Origin of the sequence: Streptomyces sp. NPDC015139 (genome assembly GCF_043079785.1) — a bacterium.
Classification (GTDB): domain Bacteria; phylum Actinomycetota; class Actinomycetes; order Streptomycetales; family Streptomycetaceae; genus Streptomyces; species Streptomyces albidocamelliae.
Map to the genome: position 1 here is coordinate 343,474 of NZ_JBIBUW010000007.1, position 20,693 is coordinate 364,166.

Genomic DNA, 20,693 nt, shown 5'->3' on the forward strand with positions numbered 1-20,693 from the left:
GCCAAACCGCGTCCGAGTCGAGTGGCCGGAGGACGCCCATGAGCGCCGAGAGCGCACGCCCCGACGGTACGGCCGGTCCGGCGCGGGCACGCTGGAGCCGCGTGTACCAGGGTCTGCAGAAGATGGGCCGCAGCCTCCAGCTGCCGATCGCCGTGCTGCCGGCGGCGGGCCTGCTGATCGGACTGGCCCAGCCGGGCGTGGTCGGGGAGGGCGGCCTCGGCTGGACGACCGTCTCGAAGGTGATGCTGGGCGCGGGCGGCAGCCTGCTCGACGGCTCCCTCGGGCTGCCGCTGCTGTTCTGCGTCGGTGTCGCGATCGGCATGGCGAAGAAGGCGGACGGCTCCACGGCGCTCGCGGCGGTGGCGGGCTTCCTCGTGTACTACGGGGTGCTGCGTCAGTTCCCGGAGGACTGCCCGGGCGGCTCCACCGCGGTGGCGAACGTCGGCTGCCAGGTGAGCGACGGGTCGGTGACGGCCTTCACCTATCAGAACCCCGGCGTCTTCGGCGGCATCGTGATGGGGCTGCTGGCCGCGTTCCTCTGGGCCCGCTTCCACCGCACCAGGCTGGTGGACTGGCTCGGTTTCTTCAACGGCCGCCGGCTCGTCCCCATCATCATGGCGTTCGTCGGCATCCTCTTCGCGGCCCTGTGCCTGTGGATCTGGCCGCCCATCGGGGACGCGCTGGAGAGCTTCAGCCACTGGCTGCGGGACACGGGCTCGTGGGGTGCCGGCATCTACGGCGTGGCCAACCGGGCACTGCTCGTCGTCGGGCTGCACCAGTTCCTGAACGTGCCCATCTGGTTCCAGTTCGGCACCTACACCACGCCCGACGGCAAGGTGGTGCACGGCGACATCAACATGTTCCTGGCCGGCGACCCGAACGCGGGCCAGTTCACCTCGGGCTTCTTCCCGATCATGATGTTCGCGCTGCCGGCGGCGGCCCTGGCGATCACGCACTGCGCGCGTCCGGAGCGGCGCAAGGAGGTCGGCGGGCTGATGCTCTCGGTCGCACTGACGTCCTTCGTCACCGGCATCACCGAACCGATCGAGTACTCCTTCCTGTTCATCGCCCCGTTCCTGTACGCGATCCACGCGGTGCTCACGGGGGTGTCGATGGCGGTGACCTGGGCGCTCGGGGTGCACGACGGCTTCGGCTTCTCCGCGGGGCTCATCGACTACCTCATCTACTGGCACCTGGCGACGAAACCGTGGGCGATCATCCCGATCGGCCTGTGCTTCGCGGCGGTGTACTACGTGGTCTTCCGGTTCGCGATCAGCAGGTTCGACCTCAGGACACCGGGACGCGAACCGGCGGAGGAGGTCGAGGACGTCACGAAGGTCTGACGGCACGGCGTCCACGGCCCCCGCGAACCCCCGCTGACCCGGCACTTTGCGTAGTGCCGCGGTAGCGGATTTCGTGGTTCCTTATACGCCCTTCATCGTGCTACAACAGGTCTACACCACTGAGTGGTGTAGACCACCACCCGATGGAGGAACCATGAGCACCGCCACCGCAACGGCGGCCCCCGCGAAGAAGCGGGGATCCGGGCTGCTTCAGGGCCTGCAGAAAGTCGGCCGCAGCCTCCAGCTCCCGATCGCCGTCCTGCCGGCGGCCGGCATCCTGCTGCGCCTCGGCCAGGACGACGTGTTCGGCAAGGACGGCCTCGGCTGGAACAAGGTCGCCGCCGTCTTCGCCACCGCCGGTGACGCGGTCTTCAGCAATCTTCCCCTGTTGTTCTGTGTGGGCATCGCCATCGGCTTCGCCAAGAAGTCCGACGGCTCCACGGCGCTGGCGGCGCTGGTCGGTTTCCTCGTGTACAAGAACGTGCTGACCGCGTTCCCGATCACCGAGGCGAAGATAACCAAGGGCGCGGACGTCGCCGCGACCTACAACGACCCGAAGGTGCTCGGCGGCATCGTGATGGGTCTGATCGCCGCCGTGGTCTGGCAGCGCTACCACCGCACCAAGCTGCCCGACTGGCTGGGCTTCTTCAACGGCCGCCGTCTGGTCCCGATCCTCATGGCGTTCATCGGCACCGGCGTCGGTGTGGTCTTCGGTCTGATCTGGGAGCCCGTCGGCAAGGTCATCACCAACTTCGGCGAGTGGATGACGGGCCTCGGTGCCGTCGGTGCCGCCATCTTCGGCGCCATCAACCGCGGACTGCTCCCGGTCGGCATGCACCAGTTCGTCAACACCGTGGCCTGGCAGGAGATCGGCAGCTACAAGGACTCCGCCGGTACCGTCTGGCACGGTGACCTGCCGCGCTTCTTCCACGGCGACCCGACCGCCGGCCAGTTCATGACCGGCTTCTTCCCGATCATGATGTTCGCCCTCCCGGCCGCCGCGCTGGCGATCACCCACTGCGCCCGCCCGGAGCGCCGCAAGGCCGTCGGCGGCATGATGCTCTCGCTCGCGCTGACCTCGTTCGTCACCGGCATCACCGAGCCGATCGAGTTCGCGTTCATGTTCATCGCCCCGCTGCTGTACGCGATCCACGCGGTCCTCACCGCCCTGTCGATGGCCATCACCTGGGCGCTGGGCGTCCACCACGGCTTCAGCTTCTCGGCCGGCGCGATCGACTACTTCCTCAACTGGGGCCTCGCCACGAAGCCCTGGATGATCATCCCCATCGGCCTGGTCTTCGCGGCGGTCTACTACGTCGTGTTCCGGTTCGCGATCACCAAGTTCAACCTCCCCACCCCGGGCCGCGAGCCCGAGGAGGAGGTCGAGGACCTCACCAAGGCGTGAGACCCGCCGGCACGACATGAGTCAGGCCCCCGGAGCCGCTGCTCCGGGGGCCTCGTCGTGCGTCGCTCCGTCGTCAGATGTCGTACACGCGCCGCGGAGCGGCCAGCTCCACCGGGCCCGTGAAGACCTCACGCGCGTCACGGAGGTTGACCTGCGGGTCGGTCCACGGCGGGATGTGGGTGAGGACCAGGCGGCGGGCTCCCGCGCGGGCCGCCGTCTCACCCGCCTCACGCCCGTTCAGGTGCAGGTCGGGGATGCTCTCCTTGCCGTGCGTGAAGGCGGCCTCGCACAGGAACAGGTCGGCGTCCCGGGCCAGCTCGTCCAGCGCCTCGGTGACACCCGTGTCGCCGGAGTACGCCAGGACCTTCCCGCCGTGCTCGATGCGGATGCCGTACGCCTCCACGGGATGCCGGACGCGCTCGGTGTGCACGGTGAACGGGCCGATCTCGAACGTGGACGGCTTCACCGTGTGGAAGTCGAAGACCTCGCTCATGGAGGAGGCGGAGGGGGTGTCCGCGTAGGCGGTGGTCAGCCGGTGCTCCGTGCCCTCGGGTCCGTGGACCGGGATCGGATCGCAGCGGCCGCCGTCGTGCCGGTAGTAGCGCGCGACGAAGTAGCCGAGCATGTCGATGCAGTGGTCGGCGTGCAGATGGCTCAGGAAGATCGCGTCGAGGTCGTAGAGACCGCAGTGGCGCTGCAGCTCGCCGAGGGCGCCGTTGCCCATGTCGAGAAGCAACCGGAAGCCGTCGGCCTCGACGAGGTAGCTCGAGCAGGCCGATTCCGCGGACGGGAACGACCCCGAGCAGCCGACGACGGTGAGCTTCATGAAGCAGAAACCTCCGTTGGCGGAAAGCCGGTGGACGGGACACCGGCGGGCGGGTTGTGGAGCCGGAGAACCGGGGGCGGACGGGGGTCGTGCGGTTTGTCGAGCGTAAGGCGCGAAAGCACGGGTCGCTCCTCCGCCAGGGGCCGTTGTGGGCGAACTCACCTGCGCTGTCACCGGTTCGGCTGGAACCGCGGCGCACGGGGATCGTGAGAGGGCGCGCGCGGCGCGGCGCGCGCCGGTAACGTCGTCGTATGGACACGTCCTGGTGGCTGGCGCTCGCGGCGGTGGTACTGCTGGCGCTCGTCGCCACGCTCGTCGACGGCTGGGGCCGCGGCCGCCGGCCGGGCGGACGGCGGCTGCGGCCGCCGGGCCGGCCGGGTACGCGCCCGGCCCGGGCCGGGCGCCCCGCCCCGGGTGACATCTGGTGGGCCGACGTCCCGTACGAGGACCGCCCCGAGGCGAAGGACCGGCCCTGTCTGGTGCTGGCCGTGCGCGGCGACCGGGCCACCGTCGCGAAGATCACCAGCAAGTACCACGACGAGCGCGCCGGAGTGATCCCGCTGCCGCCCGGTGCGGTCGGAGACGCCCGGGGACGCCCGAGCTTCCTGGAGACCGACGAGCTGCGCGAGGTCCCGGTGGGCGACTTCCGGCGCCGGGTCGGCGTGGTCGACCCGGTCCTGTGGGACCAGGTGCGTCATCTCGCCGGTTAACGTACCCGCACGGTGACCGACCACTCCTGGATGCCCTTGCAGGAGACCTGCCCGGGGGCGGTGGGCTCGGCGCACAGGGAGCGGGAGGACGTGAGCCGCACGGTGCCCGCGGACACCGCCTGATACGCGGCCGTGGCGTCGCCCGGCTGGATGACGAAGCCCGCGTTGATGCCCTTCAGGGCGGTGCCGCTCGCGGAGACGGGCTTCCACGGGCGCTCCTTGGTGCCGTCCAGGGTGACCCGGACCTCGCCGCCCTTGGTCACGCAGACGGTGTGCCCGTCGTCCCCGGCCTTCAGTTCCGCCTGGCTCGCGCACGCGCCGCCGTCGGTACCGGGCGCGTGACTGGAGGGGGCGGGTGACACCTTGCCGTTGCTGCCGGTGTCCCCGTCGCTCTGGGAGCCGCAGCCGGCGAGGAGCAGTGCTGCCGCCGCGAGGGCGAGGGGCGTCGTACGGCGCATGGGGGGTCCGCCTTTCTGCCGTCCGTTGGCGTGGCCGGCCGACCGGCCGCCTGGTGCGGATGAGACGTACCACGATCGCAAACGGATCCCGCACGCGCCGCGTCGGCGCGTGCGGGATCACGGGGAGTGCGGCTCAGCCGGTCGTCAGCGCGGTGTCGTCGATGACGAAGCCGGTCTGCAGGGAGGAGTCCTCCGCCCCGCTGAACTTCAGGGTGACCGTGCGGCCCGCCAGCGAGGACAGGTCGAAGGTCTTCTGCGCGTACCCGGAGGCGGCGTTGGCGTTCGAGTACGTCGCCAGGGTGGTGGAACCGGCGGTGACCGTCAGCTTGTCGTAGGCGGTGCTGCCGGACTCGGCGGTGTCGATGTGCAGGTAGAAGGTGAGCGTGGCCCTGCAGCCGGACGGGATGGTCACCGACTGGGACAGCGTGTCGGTGTGCGTGGAGCCGTACCCGTCGAGCCAGGCCTTGTAGGACCCGCCGTGGGCCGCCTCACCGGTGTCGCTGGTGATGACGCCGCTGGACGCGGTCCAGGTGGTGTTCCCGGACTCGAAGCCGGGGTTGCCGAGCAGCTGGGCCGAGGAGCAGGTGCCGCCGCCGGAACCGACCGTCCAGGTGAAGGAGGCCGAGCCGGAGGCGCCGGTGGAGTCGGTCGCGGTGACCGTGACCTGGTAGGTGCCGGCGGTGGTGGCCGTACCGGAGATCAGGCCGGTGGAGCCGCCGATGGACAGGCCGGGCGGCAGGCCGGTCGCGCTGTAGGTGAGGGCCGCTCCCGCGCTGTCGGTGGCCTGGATCTGCAGGCCGGCCGAGCCGCCGACGGCGGTGGACTGGCTGCCGGGGCCGGTGACGCTCACCGTGTTGCCGGTGCCCCCGCCGCCGGAGGTGAAGGCGGTGGTGCCGTTCGGGGTGCCCCAGCCGGTCGGGCCGTCGTAGCCGGTGCGGGCGGTGCAGAAGTACGAGGTGGTGCAGCTGCCGTTGTTGCCGCTGGTCACGTCGTACAGGTTGGCGGTGTGGGCGTACGGGTACTTCGCCGGGTAGTCGGCGCCGGCCGGGGTGCCCGCGAGGGCGTAGACGCCGGCGATGATCGGGGCGGAGGCGCTGGTGCCGCCGTAGACGGCCCAGCCGGAGCCGCCGTAGGTGTCGTAGACCGCGACGCCGGTGGCCGGGTCGGCGACGGCGGAGACGTCGGCCTCCATGCGCTTGGGGCAGCCGGTGTCGGTCTGCCAGCTCGGCTTGGGGTCGTAGGCGGAGCAGCCCGAGCCGGTGCCCTCGGTGGAGTTGGTGTGCCACACCGACTCGCTCCAGCCGCGGGAGTTGGCCGCGGTGGTGAGCGCGGTGCCGCCGACGGCGGTCACGTACTGGGAGGTGGCCGGGTACTCGGCGCCGTAGGCGGAGTCGCCCGCGGAGACCGTGATGGCGACGCCCGGGTGCTTGAAGTACTGGGTGTCCTCGGTGGTCTGGTTGGCCGCCTCGTCGCCGCCCCAGCTGTTGGAGACGAACTTGGCGCCGAGCGCGACGGCCTCGTTCTCCGCGATGCCGAGGTCGGTGTCGTTGGCGGAGTTCGCCTCGACCAGGACGATGTTGCAGTTCGGGCAGACCGCGCTGACCATGTCGAGGTCGAGGGCCTCTTCACCGGCCCAGCCGGTGTCGTTGGCGGGCAGCGAGGTGGTCGAGCCGGTCTGGCCGACCTGCTTGAAGCAGCCGCTCGCCTTGGTGCAGGCGGACAGGCCGTAGGTGGAGCGGTAGGTGGCCAGGTCCGACTCGGCGTTGGGGTCGTTGTACGCGTCGACGACGGCGACGGTCAGGCCGGAACCGCCCGTGCTGGGCAGGTTGTACGCGCTGTGCAGGTTGGCCGGGGAGAGGCCGGAGGGCGCGGCGGCGACCGCGGCGGCCAGCCGCTGCTTGATGTCGGTGCGGCGCTGGGCGAAGCAGGACGCGTGACCGGGCGCGGCGGTGGCGCACAGGTGCCGGGTCGGCACCTTCTGGCCGGCCTTGCCGGTGGCGTGGAAGGTCTGCCGCTTCGGATCGGTCAGGGCCCTGGCGTTCTGCGCGGAGCGGCCGGTGTGGGGGTGGGCCGCGGCGGCCTGCGCCCCGGCGGTCGGTGCCGCTACGAGTCCGGCGACCGTGAGGGCGAGGGCGGGGAGGGCGACGGCGAGGAGTCTTCGCAGACTCCGTCTCCGCCTGCTCGGGCGTGACTCACGCATGGGGGAACTGCCTCCGGTTGACGTGGGGATGCACTGGGTGGGCAGGCCCGTGACGCGCGTAGCGGCGGCGGCCGCGAGTCATGAGCATGACACTCGTGGACACCCCGCCTGCCGCGCTGAGCGTGACATGACAGGGTGCGCGAGGAACGTAGACCCGGCCCCAGGGGCACCGGCAGTACCGGAGGGAATTCTTTGCCCCTCCATAGGATGAGGTTGGCCCCCTCATAGGAGGGGGCTGGCGAGCGCTTGAGCCGGGCCCGCGCCCGGACGCAGGGAGTCCCCTACGCCCAGAGCTGGCCCTGCAGCGTCTCGATGGCCTCCTCGGTGGTGGCCGCCGTGTAGACGCCGGTGGAGAGGTACTTCCAGCCGCCGTCGGCCACGACGAAGACGATGTCGGCGCTCTCGCCCGCCGTGACGGCCTTACGGCCGACGCCGATCGCGGCATGCAGGGCGGCGCCGGTGGAGACGCCCGCGAAGATGCCCTCCTGCTGGAGGAGTTCCCGGGTGCGGGTGACCGCGTCCGCCGAACCGACCGAGAAGCGGGTGGTGAGGACGGAGGCGTCGTAGAGCTCGGGCACGAACCCCTCGTCGAGGTTCCGCAGCCCGTACACCAGGTCGTCGTAGCGGGGCTCGGCGGCGACGATCTTCACGTCGGGCTTGTGCTCGCGCAGGAAGCGGCCGACGCCCATGAGGGTGCCCGTGGTGCCGAGGCCGGCGACGAAGTGCGTGACGGACGGCAGGTCGGCGAGGATCTCCGGGCCCGTGGTGGCGTAGTGGGCGCCCGCGTTGTCCGGATTGCCGTACTGGTAGAGCATCACCCAGTCCGGATGCTCCGCGGACAGCTCCTTGGCCACCCGCACCGCGGTGTTGGAACCGCCCGCGGCCGGGGAGGAGATGATCTCCGCACCCCACATGCCGAGCAGGTCCCGGCGCTCCTGCGAGGTGTTCTCCGGCATCACGCACACCATGCGGTAGCCCTTGAGCTTGGCCGCCATGGCGAGGGAGATGCCGGTGTTGCCGGAGGTGGGCTCCAGGATGGTGCAGCCCGGGGTCAGCCGGCCGTCCTTCTCCGCCTGCTCGATCATGTGCAGCGCGGGCCGGTCCTTGACCGAGCCGGTGGGATTGCGGTCCTCCAGCTTGGCCCAGATGCGGACGTCGGCGGACGGCGAGAGCCGCGGCAGGCGCACCAGAGGGGTGTTGCCCACCGCGGCCAGCGGGGAGTCGTAGCGCATCGCTGCTCAGCGGCCGATCAGGCCATGCCGCCGGCCACGGCCGGCAGGATCGTCACGGTGTCGCCGTCGGACAGCTTGGTGTCGATGCCGTCGATGAAGCGGACGTCCTCGTCGTTCAGGTACACGTTGACGAAGCGGCGCAGCTTGCCGTCGTCCACGATGCGGGCCTGGACGCCCGCGTGCCGGGTCTCGAGGTCGGCGAACAGGTCGGCGAGGGTGTTCCCGCTGCCCTCCACCGCCTTCTGGCCGTCCGTGTACGTGCGGAGGATGGTGGGGATGCGGACCTCGATGGCCATGGTGGCGGGCTCCTGTCGGAAAAAGGGTTCGTCGTCTTGGTGTGCGCGCCCGGGGGCCCCCAGGCTTCACGCACTGAGGGAGCGCCGCGGCAGCAGCGGCCGTGCGGCCGCGGGGAACGTCAACAGATGGCGCTGTTCAGCCGGCACAGGTCGACGTGCAGCCGCGCCACGAGCAGCATGCCCGGCGTCTTGTCGCTCACGTCGTTCAGAACCATGGGCTCATCGTATCGATTCCTGGTCCGGATCCCGGAGTGTGATTCCGTATGGTGGACGGAATTCGTCCACACCATGGGATCCGCCTCCCGGCCGGACCGACGGGCGGAACGGCGGCCCGGATCAGTGGGCCTCCACGATCCTGACCTCTTCCTCGGTGACCTCGCCCTCCAGGATCCGGAACGAGCGGAACTGGAAGTCGCCGAGGCCGTCGGTGTCGGCGGTGGAGACCAGGACGTAGTGGGCGCCGGGCTCGTTCGCGTAGGAGATGTCCGTGCGGGACGGGTACGCCTCGGTCGCCGTGTGGGAGTGGTAGATGACCACCGGCTCCTCGTCGCGGTCGTCCATCTCGCGGTAGAGCTTGAGCAGATCGCCCGAGTCGAACTCGTAGAACGTGGGGGACATGGCCGCGTTCAGCATCGGGACGAAGCGCTCGGGGCGGTCCGAGCCGGCCGGGCCCGCGACGACCCCGCACGCCTCGTCGGGGTGGTCCTTGCGCGCGTGCGCGACGATCTGGTCGACGAGTGCCTGGGTGATGGTCAGCATGGTGGCCAGGATAAGCAGACGGGCCGTCCCGTACCGAGGTGTGGTACGGGACGGCCCATATGTTGGACGTCCTGAGCGGCGGCCTCCGGGAGCGCCACGAGTGCTCCCGGCGGCCGGACGTCCGGGGGGAGGTCAGCCCACGTTCTCGAGCTCCGGCTCGCGACGGTTCGCGATCTCCGGGGTACGGGACTTCAGGACCAGCCAGCCGACGCCGAGCGCGGCCGCCCAGACCGCCATCACGTACAGACAGACGCGGGAGTCGGCATCGTATGCGATCAGGCCGGTGACGAACAGCAGGAAGACGATCGCGACGTACGAGCACTTCGCGCCGCCCGGTGCCGGGAACGAGCTGGCGGGCAGCCGGCCCGCGTCGACCGCGCGGCGGTAGAGGACGTGGCTGACCAGGATCATCAGCCAGGTCCAGATGCCGGCCGCGGTGGCGACGGAGGTGACGTAGCCGAACGCCTTCTCCGGGACGATGTAGTTCAGGATCACGCCGATGCCCATGAAGGCCACCGAGACGGTGATGCCGAGCGCCGGGGTCTTGGTGGAGGACAGCTTGGAGAAGACGCGCGGCGCCTCGCCGTTGTCCGCCAGGGTGCGCAGCATGCGGCCCGTGGAGTACATGCCCGAGTTGCAGGACGACAGGGCCGCGGTGAGCACCACGAAGTTGACGATGCCGGCGCCCGCCGGGATGCCGATGACCGCGAAGGCCTTCACGAAGGGGCTGACCCCCTCGGCGAACTGCGTCCACTTCACCACGCACAGGATGACCGTGAGGGCACCGACGTAGAAGAGGGCGATGCGCCAGGGCAGGGTGTTGATCGCCTTCGGGAGGGTCTTCTCCGGGTCTTCGGACTCGCCCGCGGTGACGCCGACCAGCTCGACGGCGAGGTAGGCGAACATCACGCCCTGGAGGGTCATCAGGGAGGAGCCGATGCCCTTGGGGAAGAAGCCGTCGAACTGCCAGAGGTTGGCGACCGAGGCGGTGTCGCCGGCCTGGCTGAAGCCGAGGGTCAGCACGCCCAGACCGATGACGATCATGCCGATGAGCGCGGTCACCTTGACCATGGAGAACCAGAACTCGATCTCGCCGAACAGCTTCACCGAGATCAGGTTGGCCACGAACAGGACCACGAGGAAGACCAGCGCCGTCACCCACTGCGGGACGGACGGGAACCAGTAGTTGACGTAGATCGCGGCGGCCGTCAGTTCGGCCATGCCGGTCACGACCCACATCAGCCAGTACGTCCAGCCGGTGAAGTAACCGAAGAACGGGCCGAGGAATTCACGCGAGTACTCGGCGAACGAGCCGGAGACCGGGCGGTAGAGCAGCAGCTCGCCCAGGGCTCGCATGATGAAGAAGATGATCACGCCCGCGAGGGCGTACATCAGGATCAGACTGGGGCCGGCCTTGGCGATGTTCGCCCCGGCTCCCAGGAAGAGGCCGACGCCGATGGCGCCGCCGATCGCGATCATCTGGACCTGGCGGCTGCCGAGCCCTCGCTCGTACCCCTCCTCAGGGGCGGTGGTGACCTTCTCAGAGGTCATGTGCGGTGCGCCTTTCTCCATGCCGACCCGGGCCTGTCGTCGGCCTCGGATCGGGTTTCGATCCCCCCGGATGATGGAGCTGTCTGCCTGGCCGACGGTCGTCGGCTCGGTGGCGCACCCGGCCGGACATGGGTGGTGTCGGCCGGGCGGTCGTGAAGATTTATCACGGCCGCCATATTGATCACAGAGGCGCGATGTGGCGCATCGCACAGGAAGAACCGGACAAAGAACGCCCTAAAGCGTCAAATCAGGCCGCAAGGGTGACGGGATCGTTATCCGGATTTGAGCGTCCGCTGAGCGAACACGAAATCATCACATTCAGGGCATGAGTGTGGTGACGAGGGTCTCCTGGAGCCCGCCCAGCCACAGGTAGGCCATCACCATCGGCTTGCGCGGGTCCTCGTCCGGCAGCCGGTAGAGCAGATCGGTGTCGTCCTCGTCGGTGATCTCCAGCCGGGACCCGATCGCGAGCCGCAGGTCGTTGAGGGCGCCGAGCCACTGCCGCGACTGCTCCGGGGACAGCTTCAGCACGGCCCCGCCCTCGTCCACCGGCGCGAGCCCGTCGAGGGTGCGGACCACCGCGAGCGCGTTCTCCCGCTTGCCGGCCCGCAGGTCGTTCTCGGTGTAGCGGCGGAACTCGGCGGAGTGCGCGCGCCGCTCCTCGGCCCGGTCCGGCGAGCCGGCGGCCTCCTCCGGGTCGCCGTAGGCGTCCGGGAAGAGCCGGCGCAGCACCGGATCGGCGGGCGGCTCGCTCGGCCCCTCGGCGAACAGCTCGGCGAGCGGGTCGTCGGGTGCGTCGGCGCCGGGACCGGGGCCGATGAGCTCCAGGAGCTGCACGGCCAGCGACCGGATGATGGAGATCTCGACGTCGTCGAGGGCGACGGCCGCGCCGCCGCCGGGGAGCGGTTCGAAGTGTCCGGGCATGTGAGTCGGTCGCTACTTCCGGTCCTGCTGGAGGGTGGCCCACAGACCGTAGCCGTGCATCGCCTGCACGTCGCGCTCCATCTCCTCGCGGGTACCGCTGGAGACGATCGCCCGGCCCTTGTGGTGGACGTCGAGCATGAGCTTGGTGGCCTTGTCCTTGGAGTAGCCGAAGTACGACTGGAAGACGTACGTCACGTAGCTCATGAGGTTGACCGGGTCGTTGTGGACGATCGTGACCCAGGGGACGTCGGGCTCGGGTACGGCGAAGACCTCCTCCGCCGACTCGGTGCGTTCGATCTCTACGGGCGCGGGTGACGTCACACAGCCCATGCTGCCACGGCGCCCACAAATCGTCACACCGACGAAAAGGGAGTACGATCCGTTGCCATGAACACAGCGGACCTTGGGCTGCCGGTGGACGTTCCCTCGACGGCGCTCTTCACGGACCAGTACGAGCTGACGATGCTGCAGGCCGCGCTGAAGGCCGGTACGGCCGAACGGCGCAGCGTGTTCGAGGTCTTCACCCGGCGGCTGCCGGACGGGCGCCGCTACGGCGTGGTGGCCGGCACCGGGCGTGTCCTGGACGCGGTGGAGAACTTCCGCTTCGACGAGGGCGTCCTCGCCTTCCTGCGGGAGCGGGGGATCGTCGACGACCAGACCCTGGAGTGGCTCGCCGGCTACCGCTTCAGCGGCGACGTCTGGGGCTACCCGGAGGGCGAGGTGTACTTCCCGGGCTCGCCGATCATGCGGGTCGAGGGCACCTTCGCCGAGTGCGTGCTCCTGGAGACCGTGATCCTCTCCATCCTCAACCACGACTCCGCGATCGCGGCGGCCGCCTCCCGCATGTCCTCCGCCGCGGGCGGCCGCCCGCTGATCGAGATGGGCGCCCGCCGCACCCACGAGCTGGCCGCCGTGGCCGCCGCGCGGGCCGCGTACGTCGGCGGCTTCGCCACCACCTCCGACCTGGCGGCCGGCTTCCGGTACGGCATCCCGACCGTCGGCACCTCCGCCCACGCCTTCACCCTCCTGCACGACCGCGAGCGGGACGCCTTCCAGGCCCAGGTGGACACCCTCGGCCGGGGCACGACCCTGCTCGTCGACACCTACGACGTCACCGAGGCCGTCCGTACGGCGGTGGAGGTGGCCGGCCCCGAGCTGGGCGCGGTCCGCATCGACTCCGGAGACCTGCTGCTGGTCGCCCATCGCGTCCGCCACCAGCTGGACGAGCTGGGCGCGCGGAACACGAAGATCGTCGTGACCTCCGACCTGGACGAGTACGCCATCGCCTCCCTGGCCGCCGCCCCCGTGGACGCGTACGGCGTGGGCACCCAGCTGGTGACGGGCTCCGGACACCCCACGGCGTCCATGGTCTACAAGCTGGTCGCGCGCGCCGAGGCCGCCGATCCCGGGGCACCACTGGTCCCGGTCGCGAAGAAGTCCAGCGGCGGCAAGACCTCCGTGGGGGGCCGCAAGTGGGCCGCACGCCGGCTGGACGAGGAGGGGTTCGCCGAGGCCGAGGTCGTCGGCACCGGACCCGTCCCCGACGGGCTGGCCGACCGGCAGCTCCTGGTGCGGCTGGTCGAGAACGGCGAGGTCGTCGCCCGGGAGCCGCTGGACGTGCCGCGCGAGAGGCACATCGCCGCACGCGCGAACCTGCCCCTGTCCGCCACCCAGCTGTCCCGGGGGGAACCCGTCATTCCGACGGAGTACGTCCAGGGGCGCTCGGGTAGCTAGAGCGGGACCGCCCGTCCGCCCCCCGGAACGCCCCCTCCCGCACGGGGCCGGAAGTCTCTAGGCTCAGTTACTTAACTCTCAGTCGAAGGACACCCACCATGCGCCGCGCCTTGATCGTCGTAGACGTGCAGAACGACTTCTGCGAAGGGGGCAGCCTCGCGGTCGCCGGCGGCGCGGACGTGGCCGCCGCCGTCACCGAGCTGATCGGCCAGGCCGGGGGCACCGGATACCGCCACGTGGTCGCCACCCGCGACCACCACATCGCACCCGGCGGCCACTTCGCGGACAACCCCGACTACGTCCGCTCCTGGCCCGCGCACTGCGTCGCGGGCACGGAGGGCGTGGGCTTCCACCCGAACTTCGCCCCCGCCGTCGCCTCCGGCGCGGTGGACGCCGTGTTCGACAAGGGGGCGTACTCGGCGGCCTACAGCGGCTTCGAGGGGGCCGACGAGAACGGGCTGCCGCTGGCCGACTGGCTCCGCGAGCGGGAGATCACGGAGGTGGACGTGGTGGGCATCGCCACGGACCACTGCGTGCGGGCCACGGCGCTGGACGCGGTGCGCGAGGGCTTCCGCACCCAGGTGCTGCTCGACCTCACGGCCGCAGTGGCCCCGGGGACCACCGAGCGGGCGCTGGAGGAGCTCCGCGAGGCGGGCGTGGAACTGACCGGCAAGCCGGTGGTCAGCGGCTGACCGGCCCCTCCCCCGCGCCGCGCGTCACCCCTGCGGAACCGCCGGAGGTCTGCGCAGCAGCGCCCGGATCGGGTGCCAGAGCTCGACGAGGACACCGTTGTCGGGGGCCGTGCGCCATATCAGGCCGTCCGGGTGGTGCAGCACCGCCGTGACCTCGTCCGGCGTGGGCGGCTCCGCGTTCCCCCGCAGGTACACCGCACGCAACCCCAGGTTGCGCAGCCGGGTCAGCGCACGGGCCCGGTTCTGGGCGTGCACGAGCACCCGTACCCCGGCCGCGCCCCCGGCGGGGCTCGGCAGGTTCAGCGCCACCACGACGGTGCCGTTCGGTAGCTTGCAGAAGCCTCCTGCGGCCATGCGGTCACATCCCCGTTCCGGTCGGTGTCAATAAGCGGCCCACTGGACGCACCTAAACACGATCGGCGGCAACCCGCCAAGGGGTTGCCGCCGATACGTCTCTGACCTGCGGTGATGCGGACTACTTCACCGCGGGGCCCACCTTGAGCTGGATCGTGGAGCCGTCCTTGGCCTCCTTGACGATCGTTACCTTGGTGTTGGTGTCAGTGACCTTCACCCCACCCGTCGGGTTCGACGCGTCGTAGTAGGTGCTGGCGTGGTCGTTGAAGACCGAGACACCCTTCGACGCCTTGATCTTCAGGGCGACGTCGGCCTTGTGCAGGGTGATGCCGTCCGTGCCGTAGAGGCTGAACGGCGAGTCGTACGCCTGGATGCGGTTGCGCAGCAGCGTGCCGTCGGACCACTTCAGCGCCTTCGGGTGCGAGTCGATCGGCAGGATCAGACCGGTGCCCGGGTGGCCGTTGCTGGAGTTGGTGTTGTTGTCCGCCTGGGAGGTGTCCCACTTCCAGATCAGCAGGCCGTTCTGGTACGGGTAGTGCTCCACCCAGTCGGGACGCGACGCGAAGCCGAAGTTGTACGGGCCGGACTTCAGCGTCTTGTCGTACGACACGTACTGGCGGTTCTCGGCGATGTAGTACTGCGCGTAGTCCTTGGTGAAGGACGCGCCGATGCGCGAGAAGCCGGCCGCGGTCCAGGCGGCGTCCGCCGTCTCGGCGTTGTCCGAGAACACCGGGGTGCCGTCGGCCGTCACCGCGATCTGGTCGGCCGCGAAGCCGAGCTCCGCGACACCGCCGTCGGTGGCGTAGCGGAAGCGCAGGTCGATCTTCTTGCCCGCGTAGGCGTCCAGCGAGTACGACAGCTTCTTGTGCGTCTGCGAGAAGCCGCTCAGCGCCGGCTTGCCGCTGCCGTCACGCGGGATGGCCTGGCCGTCCGCCGTGCCGTCCAGGGCGGTCCAGTTGGCGCCGCCGTCGGTCGACACCTCGGTGTAGAGGTAGTCGTAGCCGTCCTCGATGGCCCACCAGCCGTCCAGGTCGAGCTTCGCCGACGACTTGCCGGTGAGGTCGACGGAACGGGTCAGCGTGTTCTTGAGGTTGTCACCGCTGCCGCTCCACCACTGGTTCGCACCCTCGGCCGGCTGCGTGACCGTGGTCTTGACCGCCTTCTGGGGCAGGGTGACCACGAGGGCCTGCTTGTCCCAGGTGTTGTACTCGGCGACGCCCAGCTTGTGGGTGGACTGCTTGCCGGCCTTGGCGGTGTCGTAGTTCAGCCAGCCGAGCTGCAGCTTGTCCCAGGCGTTCATGTCGCCGGGCAGGTCGCCGATGGACTCCTTGCCCGTGCCGAGCCAGGAGCCGGACGACATCAGGGTCCAGAAACCGGTGGAGTTGTCGCCGCCGGCGGTGTCGTACTCGTCCGGCAGGCCGAGGTCGTGGCCGTACTCGTGGGCGTAGACACCGAGGCCGCCGTTCTCCGGCTGGATGGTGTAGTCGCCGACCCAGACACCGGTGCTGCCGACCTGCGTGCCGCCGAGCTTGTTGTTCACCGGGCCGGTGGCGCCGGCGTCGGTGCCGAAGGCGTACCAGCGGTGGGCCCAGATCGCGTCCTTGCCCTGGGCGCCGCCGCCCGCGGACTCGTCCTCACCGGCGTGCACGATCTGGAAGTGGTCGACGTAGCCGTCGGGCTCGTTGAAGTTGCCGTCGCCGTCGTAGTCGTACCGGTCCCACTGGTCGTACTTGGCGAGGTCCTTCTTGATGTCCGCGTCGGTGCGGCCGGCCTTCTTCTGCTGGGCGACCCAGGCGTTCAGGCCGTCGGTGACGACGTTCCAGACGCTCGGGCAGTTGGTCTGGCCGCACGCGTTGTTGCCGTAACGGGCCTCGTTGTACGGGACCTTGACCCAGTCGGTGACCTCACCGGAGACCGAGTAGCGGCCCGAGGACTGCTTCTCGTAGTACTTCTTCAGCGACTCGGTCTTCTTGCCGGTGCCGAAGTACAGGTCCTGGAAGTGCTTCTTGTTGTAGTCCTTCTGCCAGGCCGTGGAGTTGTCCTTCTTGCGGTTCGGCTTGGCGATCTTGTTGTGCAGCGGGCCCGCCGTGCCCCCGAACTTGGGGTCGGTCTGGTTGCCGAACTCCACCAGGATGGTGAAGATCTTGTCGGTCTTCTCCCGGCTGAGCTCGACGTACTTGCTCTGGCCCTTGCTGCTCTTGAGCTTGACGACCTTGGAGCCGTTACGGTCCTGCGCGGTGGCCTTGCCGGCTATGAGCTGCTTCAGGGCCTCTGCGCGCTGGGCGTCCTGGGTCTTGCTCAGCGGACCGTCGAGGTCGTGCTTCTGCTGCTTCACCGGGGCCGGGTCGTGCCGGTTCGCGGCGGCCGACGGGGCCGTGGTGCTCGCCTCGGCGACGGCGAACGTCGCGAATGTGGCGGAAGCCGCCGCGAGCGTCACACCGATCGCGGCCGCTCTGAACGTCCAGGATCTACTGGTCACTTGAGTTCCTCCCCCGCGCCGCGCACACGGACAGGGGGTTCCGAGTCATTGGAGGAATCCGTGCGCGCACGTTCAACGCGTGTAATCAAGTGACGACATTTGACTAGAGGTTAGGGAGAAAAGACAGACCTTGACTTGAGCAGGACAAGTGCACTATGCGGAGCTGACGTTCGCTTTACGAACGCCCCGGGTCCCGCCCGTGAACAGTGCGCATCCGCCCGGCGGGCGCAGGAACCCGCCTGCTCGGCGGGGCCATGACTCCGTGCGCCCCCCGTGCACCGGTACCGTGGGTTAGGTCACGCTTACCAGGCGTTCGACTCGGGCATGCACGCGGTGAGAGTCGAACGGCACCCCCCAAGTCCCCCCGAAGCCTTCCGAGGACACGATTGCCATGCCTCGTCCGACCGTCGCACAGCTCGCCTACGGATCCTGCACCGTGGTCCTCTCGACGCTGGCCATGCTGCTGCTGTCCCAGACGAGTTCGGGTCTCGCGATCACCGTCATCGCCCTCGCGGCACTCGCCCTGGGACTCCTGGTCGCCATGACGGTCCCCACGCCCCACCCCGTCGAGGCGCCCGCCGAGACCACCGCCGAGAAGGAGCGCGTCCCGACGACCCTGTGACAGGTGCGCGGACGCGGACGGCGGGCCCGGCACACCCCGGACCCGCCGCCCACGTCCGCGCAGCCGTACCGCGCCGGTTCAACGCGTGCTGACCACCACCGTCTTGGCCGCCTTGTCGTGCAGACCCTGTTTGTACGGTTTGTCGAAGAAGCTCCAACCGCCGCAGATCGCCGTCCAGATGCAGGCGCAGCAGAAGGCGAAGGGCACCCACAGCACCAGGGCGCGGATCAGCGAGGTCTGCCCGGACGGCGTCGCGCCGTTGTCCAGGTTGGCGACCCGCATGTTGAGCCACTTCTTGCCCAGGGTCTGCCCGGTCCTGCTGATCAGGTAGGTGTCGTAGGCGACGTAGAGGACGGCCGCGATGAGGGACTGCGCGAGCGACCTGCCGACCTCGATGCGGTCGCTGTTCACGTCGTACTCGCGCACGCCGAACACCCAGGTGAGCAGCCAGACGACGATACCGACGAGGATCATGTCGATGATCCTCGCGAGCGTCCGCTTGCCGCTGTCGGCCAGCGGGGGCATGCCGGCCAGCGGGTCACCCGGGTGCCCGCCGCCGGCGCCGGCGTCGTAGGGCCCGCCGCCGTACGGGCCGCCGCCGTACGAAGGGGGCTGCTGCCCGCCGTAGGGCGGCTGCTGTCCGCCGTACGGAGGCTCCTGGCCGCCGGCCGGGGGCGGTTGCCGCTCGCCCCAGGAGGGTGGCTGCTGCCCGCCCGGCGGCGGGGGCTGCCCGCCGCCGGGCGGGGTGTCGTACGGAGAGCCCGCCCCCGGGTCCGACGGGGGCCGCTTCCTGAACGGGTCGTCCTCGGGGGGCTGGTCCCCGGAGCCGGGGGGCGGTTGGCTGCTCATGGCCCGAGTGGAACCCGAACACCCCGGCTCCGCATCCGGCGGGCGGCCGTACGGAGTAGGCGCGGCCCGGTCAGTCCGCGACGAACGTGTGCGCCGCCTTGTCGTGCCAGCACTGGCGCCAGGGCCGGTCGAACAGGCACCACAGCACGCCCACGACCCCGATGCCGAGCAGCCCCGGCACGCTGTAGACCAGCCAGCGGAGCAGCGCCCTGCCGAACGTCGGCGGCTCGTGCGCCTCGATGTCCCGCACCTCCAGACCGCACAGCTTCTTGCCGAGGGTGCGGCCCCACCGGGCGGTCGGCAGCACCTCGTACAGCACGCCGGAGACGAGGAGGACGGCGAGCACGATGCCCAGGCTGGGGCCGGTCGTACCGTCGACCAGCCAGACGGTGACGGTACGGCCGGACAGCCGGGCGGCGTCGATCTTCTGCTGGATGTGGTCGGCGGCCCGCGTGCCCAGGGGGACGGCCGCCGCCGCGGTCACGGCGCCCACGACCAGGCTGTCCACCAGCCGGGCGGCGAACCGCTTGCCGAGTCCGGCGGGGCGGGCCGCGGCCTGCCGGCGCGCGGCCGCCTGGAACACGTCGTCCACGGGCGGCTTCCACGGCGCCACGGGCTGCTCGTCCCCGCCTCCGGCCAGCCGGTGCACCTGCTGGGCCCAGGAGGACTGCCCGCCGCCGGCACCGGCGGCGAGCGGGGTGGCGGCGGGCTGCGCGGGCCCGGCCTGCTGCGGCACCGCGGGTGGCACGGCGGCGGGGGCGGCCGGCGGCTGCTGGGCCGCGGGCGCCGGATGACCGAGGGCTCCCTGGGCGGGCTGGGCCGCGGCCTGCGGGGCCTGTGCGGCGGCGCGGGACGCGGCGGCCTTGCCGGCGCCGAATCCGGGACCGGGCGCGGGGGAAGCCGGCGAAGGGGCCGGGGCGGCGACGGAGGGCGAGGAGGAAGGTGACGGCGCGGGCGCGCCGGCCGGACCCTGCCCGCCGAAGCCACCGCCCTGGCCGGCCCGGCCCGAGCCGGGCGCGCCGAAACCGGAGCCGGACGCCCCCGTCCCGGCCCCCTGGCCGCCGAGGCCCGCGCCCTGCGGGCCCTGGCCGGTGCCGGGCGTGCCGTCCTGGCCGCCCCCGCCCTGGCCGGGCACCGGACGGAACGCCGCCGCGCCGTCGTCGCGGACGGCCGCGGGACCCGGGACCGGGCGGCGGAAGATGAAGGTGCCGCCGGGGTCGGGGGCGTCGTCGTCCGCGGGCGGGATCGAGGCCGTGCCGTCGGTGCGCGCGGCGTGGCCGGCCGGCTGGGTGGGACCGCCCGCCGGGACCCGCGGATCGGTGTGCCGGCCGCCGGCGCCGCCCGCGGCGGAGCGCGGCTGGGGGTCCTCGTCGAAGAAGTGGGGGCCCGTCTCCTCCACGGCAGGGGCCGCCGGGCGGACGCCGGGCGGCGGGGTGAGCGGCTCGCCGTCCTTCGGCGCCGGCCGGCTGGTGCCGGGCACCCAGGAGGCGCCGTTCCAGTACCGGACGTAGCCGGGGATGGACGGGTCCGGGTAGTAGCCCTCGCGGGGCCTGTCGTCACCTGGGGCCGGGGTTGGGGCGCTCATGTCCGTCGTCCCGTATCTGCTCGGGGGTGGGATGGGAGCCTCCACATCTATCAGACGCGGGCATGCCCCATGGCCAGTCCGGCCGTACCCACCCCTTTCCGGGCGACGCCGCGCCGGACTTCCGCCGGGCCGCGAAAAGAATCTCCCCGAACCCGCGTAATGGCCGGGCCCCTGCCCCCTCTCCCCCGGTGCGGGCGCCCACCGGGCGGCCGTGGGGAACGCAGACGACAGAGGAGACGCAGGTCATGCAGCACACCGTGGTGGAGCGCGAGCTGGAGTTGAGGCTCGTCCTGTCGCCGGAGCGCGGCATCCCGGTCCCGGCCCGGCTCAGCTACCGCTCCGACGACCCGTACGCCGTCCACATCGCCTTCCACATCCACTCCGAGCACCCCGTGAACTGGACGTTCGCCCGCGAGCTCCTCGTGGAGGGGGTGTTCCGGCCGTGCGGCGGCGGGGACGTACGGGTGTGGCCGACGAAGGTCGACGGGCGCGGGGTCGTCCTCATGGCGCTGAGTTCGCCGGACGGGGACGCCCTGCTGGAGGCGCCGGTCCCGCAGGTCTCGGCCTGGCTGGAGCGGACGCTGCGGGTGGTGCCCCCGGGCACGGAGGGCGGGCAGCTGGGCCTCGACGACGCGCTCGACCAGCTGCTCGCCCGGTGAGGGGTGCCCGGGCGC

At 70.9% G+C, this 20,693-nt stretch carries 22 protein-coding genes; 8 read left to right on the top strand and 14 right to left on the bottom strand.

Features of this window, described 5'->3' with window-relative positions:
- The first annotated feature begins 38 nt into the window (after positions 1-38).
- A complete protein-coding gene (locus ACF08B_RS21510) occupies positions 39-1,343 on the top strand; it encodes a PTS transporter subunit EIIC (protein WP_392318816.1) in 1,305 nt (434 codons plus the stop codon).
- A 154-nt stretch (positions 1,344-1,497) separates the two neighbouring features.
- Positions 1,498-2,748 carry a PTS transporter subunit EIIC gene (locus ACF08B_RS21515; protein ID WP_093477360.1) on the top strand — a complete coding sequence of 417 codons (1,251 nt, stop codon included), beginning with the start codon at positions 1,498-1,500 and terminating at the stop codon, positions 2,746-2,748.
- A 73-nt stretch (positions 2,749-2,821) separates the two neighbouring features.
- On the opposite strand, the gene ACF08B_RS21520 is transcribed toward ACF08B_RS21515, so the two are convergent.
- Positions 2,822-3,574 carry an MBL fold metallo-hydrolase gene (locus ACF08B_RS21520; RefSeq protein ID WP_392318817.1) on the bottom strand — a complete coding sequence of 251 codons (753 nt, stop codon included), beginning with the start codon at positions 3,572-3,574 and terminating at the stop codon, positions 2,822-2,824.
- Between the two features lie 251 nt (positions 3,575-3,825).
- Here ACF08B_RS21520 and ACF08B_RS21525 point away from each other — a divergent pair, with 251 nt between their 5' ends.
- Positions 3,826-4,284, top strand: a complete 459-nt coding sequence (locus tag ACF08B_RS21525; RefSeq protein ID WP_392318818.1) for a type II toxin-antitoxin system PemK/MazF family toxin — start codon at positions 3,826-3,828, stop codon at positions 4,282-4,284.
- Here the strand turns inward: ACF08B_RS21525 and ACF08B_RS21530 are convergent.
- The 7 genes from ACF08B_RS21530 to ACF08B_RS21560 form a co-directional block, all read right to left on the bottom strand.
- Positions 4,281-4,742: a hypothetical protein gene (locus ACF08B_RS21530; protein ID WP_392318819.1), complete on the bottom strand. Its 462-nt coding sequence runs from the start codon at positions 4,740-4,742 to the stop codon at positions 4,281-4,283. The two genes, ACF08B_RS21525 and ACF08B_RS21530, sit on opposite strands and share 4 nt — an antisense overlap.
- A gap of 133 nt (positions 4,743-4,875) precedes the next feature.
- Positions 4,876-6,942 carry a putative Ig domain-containing protein gene (locus ACF08B_RS21535; protein WP_392318820.1) on the bottom strand — a complete coding sequence of 689 codons (2,067 nt, stop codon included), beginning with the start codon at positions 6,940-6,942 and terminating at the stop codon, positions 4,876-4,878.
- A 281-nt stretch (positions 6,943-7,223) separates the two neighbouring features.
- On the bottom strand, positions 7,224-8,174 hold the full coding sequence (locus ACF08B_RS21540; protein ID WP_392318821.1) for a PLP-dependent cysteine synthase family protein: 951 nt from the start codon (positions 8,172-8,174) through the stop codon (positions 7,224-7,226).
- Between the two features lie 17 nt (positions 8,175-8,191).
- Positions 8,192-8,470 carry a MoaD/ThiS family protein gene (locus ACF08B_RS21545; RefSeq protein ID WP_093477354.1) on the bottom strand — a complete coding sequence of 93 codons (279 nt, stop codon included), beginning with the start codon at positions 8,468-8,470 and terminating at the stop codon, positions 8,192-8,194.
- A 119-nt stretch (positions 8,471-8,589) separates the two neighbouring features.
- Positions 8,590-8,685, bottom strand: coding sequence for a putative leader peptide (locus tag ACF08B_RS21550; protein ID WP_311318800.1), 96 nt, complete (start codon positions 8,683-8,685; stop codon positions 8,590-8,592).
- Between the two features lie 121 nt (positions 8,686-8,806).
- The gene (locus ACF08B_RS21555; RefSeq protein ID WP_093477351.1) at positions 8,807-9,229 is read right to left on the bottom strand and encodes a Mov34/MPN/PAD-1 family protein; all 423 of its coding nucleotides are present in this window, start codon (positions 9,227-9,229) and stop codon (positions 8,807-8,809) included.
- A gap of 132 nt (positions 9,230-9,361) precedes the next feature.
- Positions 9,362-10,780: an amino acid permease gene (locus ACF08B_RS21560; RefSeq protein ID WP_392318822.1), complete on the bottom strand. Its 1,419-nt coding sequence runs from the start codon at positions 10,778-10,780 to the stop codon at positions 9,362-9,364.
- 128 nt (positions 10,781-10,908) lie between these two features.
- Between ACF08B_RS21560 and ACF08B_RS21565 the strand changes: the two genes are divergently transcribed.
- A complete protein-coding gene (locus ACF08B_RS21565; RefSeq protein ID WP_392318823.1) occupies positions 10,909-11,109 on the top strand; it encodes a hypothetical protein in 201 nt (66 codons plus the stop codon).
- Here ACF08B_RS21565 and ACF08B_RS21570 read toward each other — a convergent pair.
- Positions 11,099-11,704: a DUF2017 domain-containing protein gene (locus tag ACF08B_RS21570; RefSeq protein WP_392318824.1), complete on the bottom strand. Its 606-nt coding sequence runs from the start codon at positions 11,702-11,704 to the stop codon at positions 11,099-11,101. The two genes, ACF08B_RS21565 and ACF08B_RS21570, sit on opposite strands and share 11 nt — an antisense overlap.
- Positions 11,705-11,716: 12 nt before the next feature.
- Positions 11,717-12,034: an ATP-dependent Clp protease adapter ClpS gene (gene clpS / locus ACF08B_RS21575; RefSeq protein WP_073900273.1), complete on the bottom strand. Its 318-nt coding sequence runs from the start codon at positions 12,032-12,034 to the stop codon at positions 11,717-11,719.
- Positions 12,035-12,091: 57 nt separating this feature from the next.
- Between clpS and ACF08B_RS21580 the strand changes: the two genes are divergently transcribed.
- Together ACF08B_RS21580 and ACF08B_RS21585 are read left to right on the top strand one after the other, a co-directional pair.
- Entirely contained in the window at positions 12,092-13,438 is a 1,347-nt protein-coding gene (locus tag ACF08B_RS21580) for a nicotinate phosphoribosyltransferase (RefSeq protein WP_392318825.1), read from the top strand.
- Positions 13,439-13,536: 98 nt separating this feature from the next.
- Complete coding sequence (locus ACF08B_RS21585; RefSeq protein ID WP_392318826.1) at positions 13,537-14,130, top strand: isochorismatase family protein; 594 nt, start codon at positions 13,537-13,539, stop codon at positions 14,128-14,130.
- A gap of 24 nt (positions 14,131-14,154) precedes the next feature.
- On the opposite strand, the gene ACF08B_RS21590 is transcribed toward ACF08B_RS21585, so the two are convergent.
- Together ACF08B_RS21590 and ACF08B_RS21595 are read right to left on the bottom strand one after the other, a co-directional pair.
- Positions 14,155-14,484 carry a hypothetical protein gene (locus ACF08B_RS21590; RefSeq protein WP_073900265.1) on the bottom strand — a complete coding sequence of 110 codons (330 nt, stop codon included), beginning with the start codon at positions 14,482-14,484 and terminating at the stop codon, positions 14,155-14,157.
- A 121-nt stretch (positions 14,485-14,605) separates the two neighbouring features.
- Positions 14,606-16,963, bottom strand: coding sequence for an immune inhibitor A domain-containing protein (locus ACF08B_RS21595; RefSeq protein ID WP_392318827.1), 2,358 nt, complete (start codon positions 16,961-16,963; stop codon positions 14,606-14,608).
- A 391-nt stretch (positions 16,964-17,354) separates the two neighbouring features.
- Here ACF08B_RS21595 and ACF08B_RS21600 point away from each other — a divergent pair, with 391 nt between their 5' ends.
- Positions 17,355-17,585, top strand: coding sequence for a hypothetical protein (locus tag ACF08B_RS21600; RefSeq protein ID WP_392318828.1), 231 nt, complete (start codon positions 17,355-17,357; stop codon positions 17,583-17,585).
- A gap of 78 nt (positions 17,586-17,663) precedes the next feature.
- Here ACF08B_RS21600 and ACF08B_RS21605 read toward each other — a convergent pair whose 3' ends face one another.
- Both ACF08B_RS21605 and ACF08B_RS21610 read right to left on the bottom strand, forming a co-directional pair.
- On the bottom strand, positions 17,664-18,434 hold the full coding sequence (locus ACF08B_RS21605) for an RDD family protein (RefSeq protein ID WP_392318829.1): 771 nt from the start codon (positions 18,432-18,434) through the stop codon (positions 17,664-17,666).
- Positions 18,435-18,504: 70 nt separating this feature from the next.
- Complete coding sequence (locus tag ACF08B_RS21610; RefSeq protein WP_392318830.1) at positions 18,505-20,019, bottom strand: RDD family protein; 1,515 nt, start codon at positions 20,017-20,019, stop codon at positions 18,505-18,507.
- Positions 20,020-20,264: 245 nt separating this feature from the next.
- Here ACF08B_RS21610 and ACF08B_RS21615 point away from each other — a divergent pair, with 245 nt between their 5' ends.
- Positions 20,265-20,678 (top strand): SsgA family sporulation/cell division regulator, encoded by a 414-nt coding sequence (locus tag ACF08B_RS21615; protein WP_093477336.1) that lies wholly within the window; start codon positions 20,265-20,267, stop codon positions 20,676-20,678.
- Positions 20,679-20,693 lie beyond the last annotated feature (15 nt).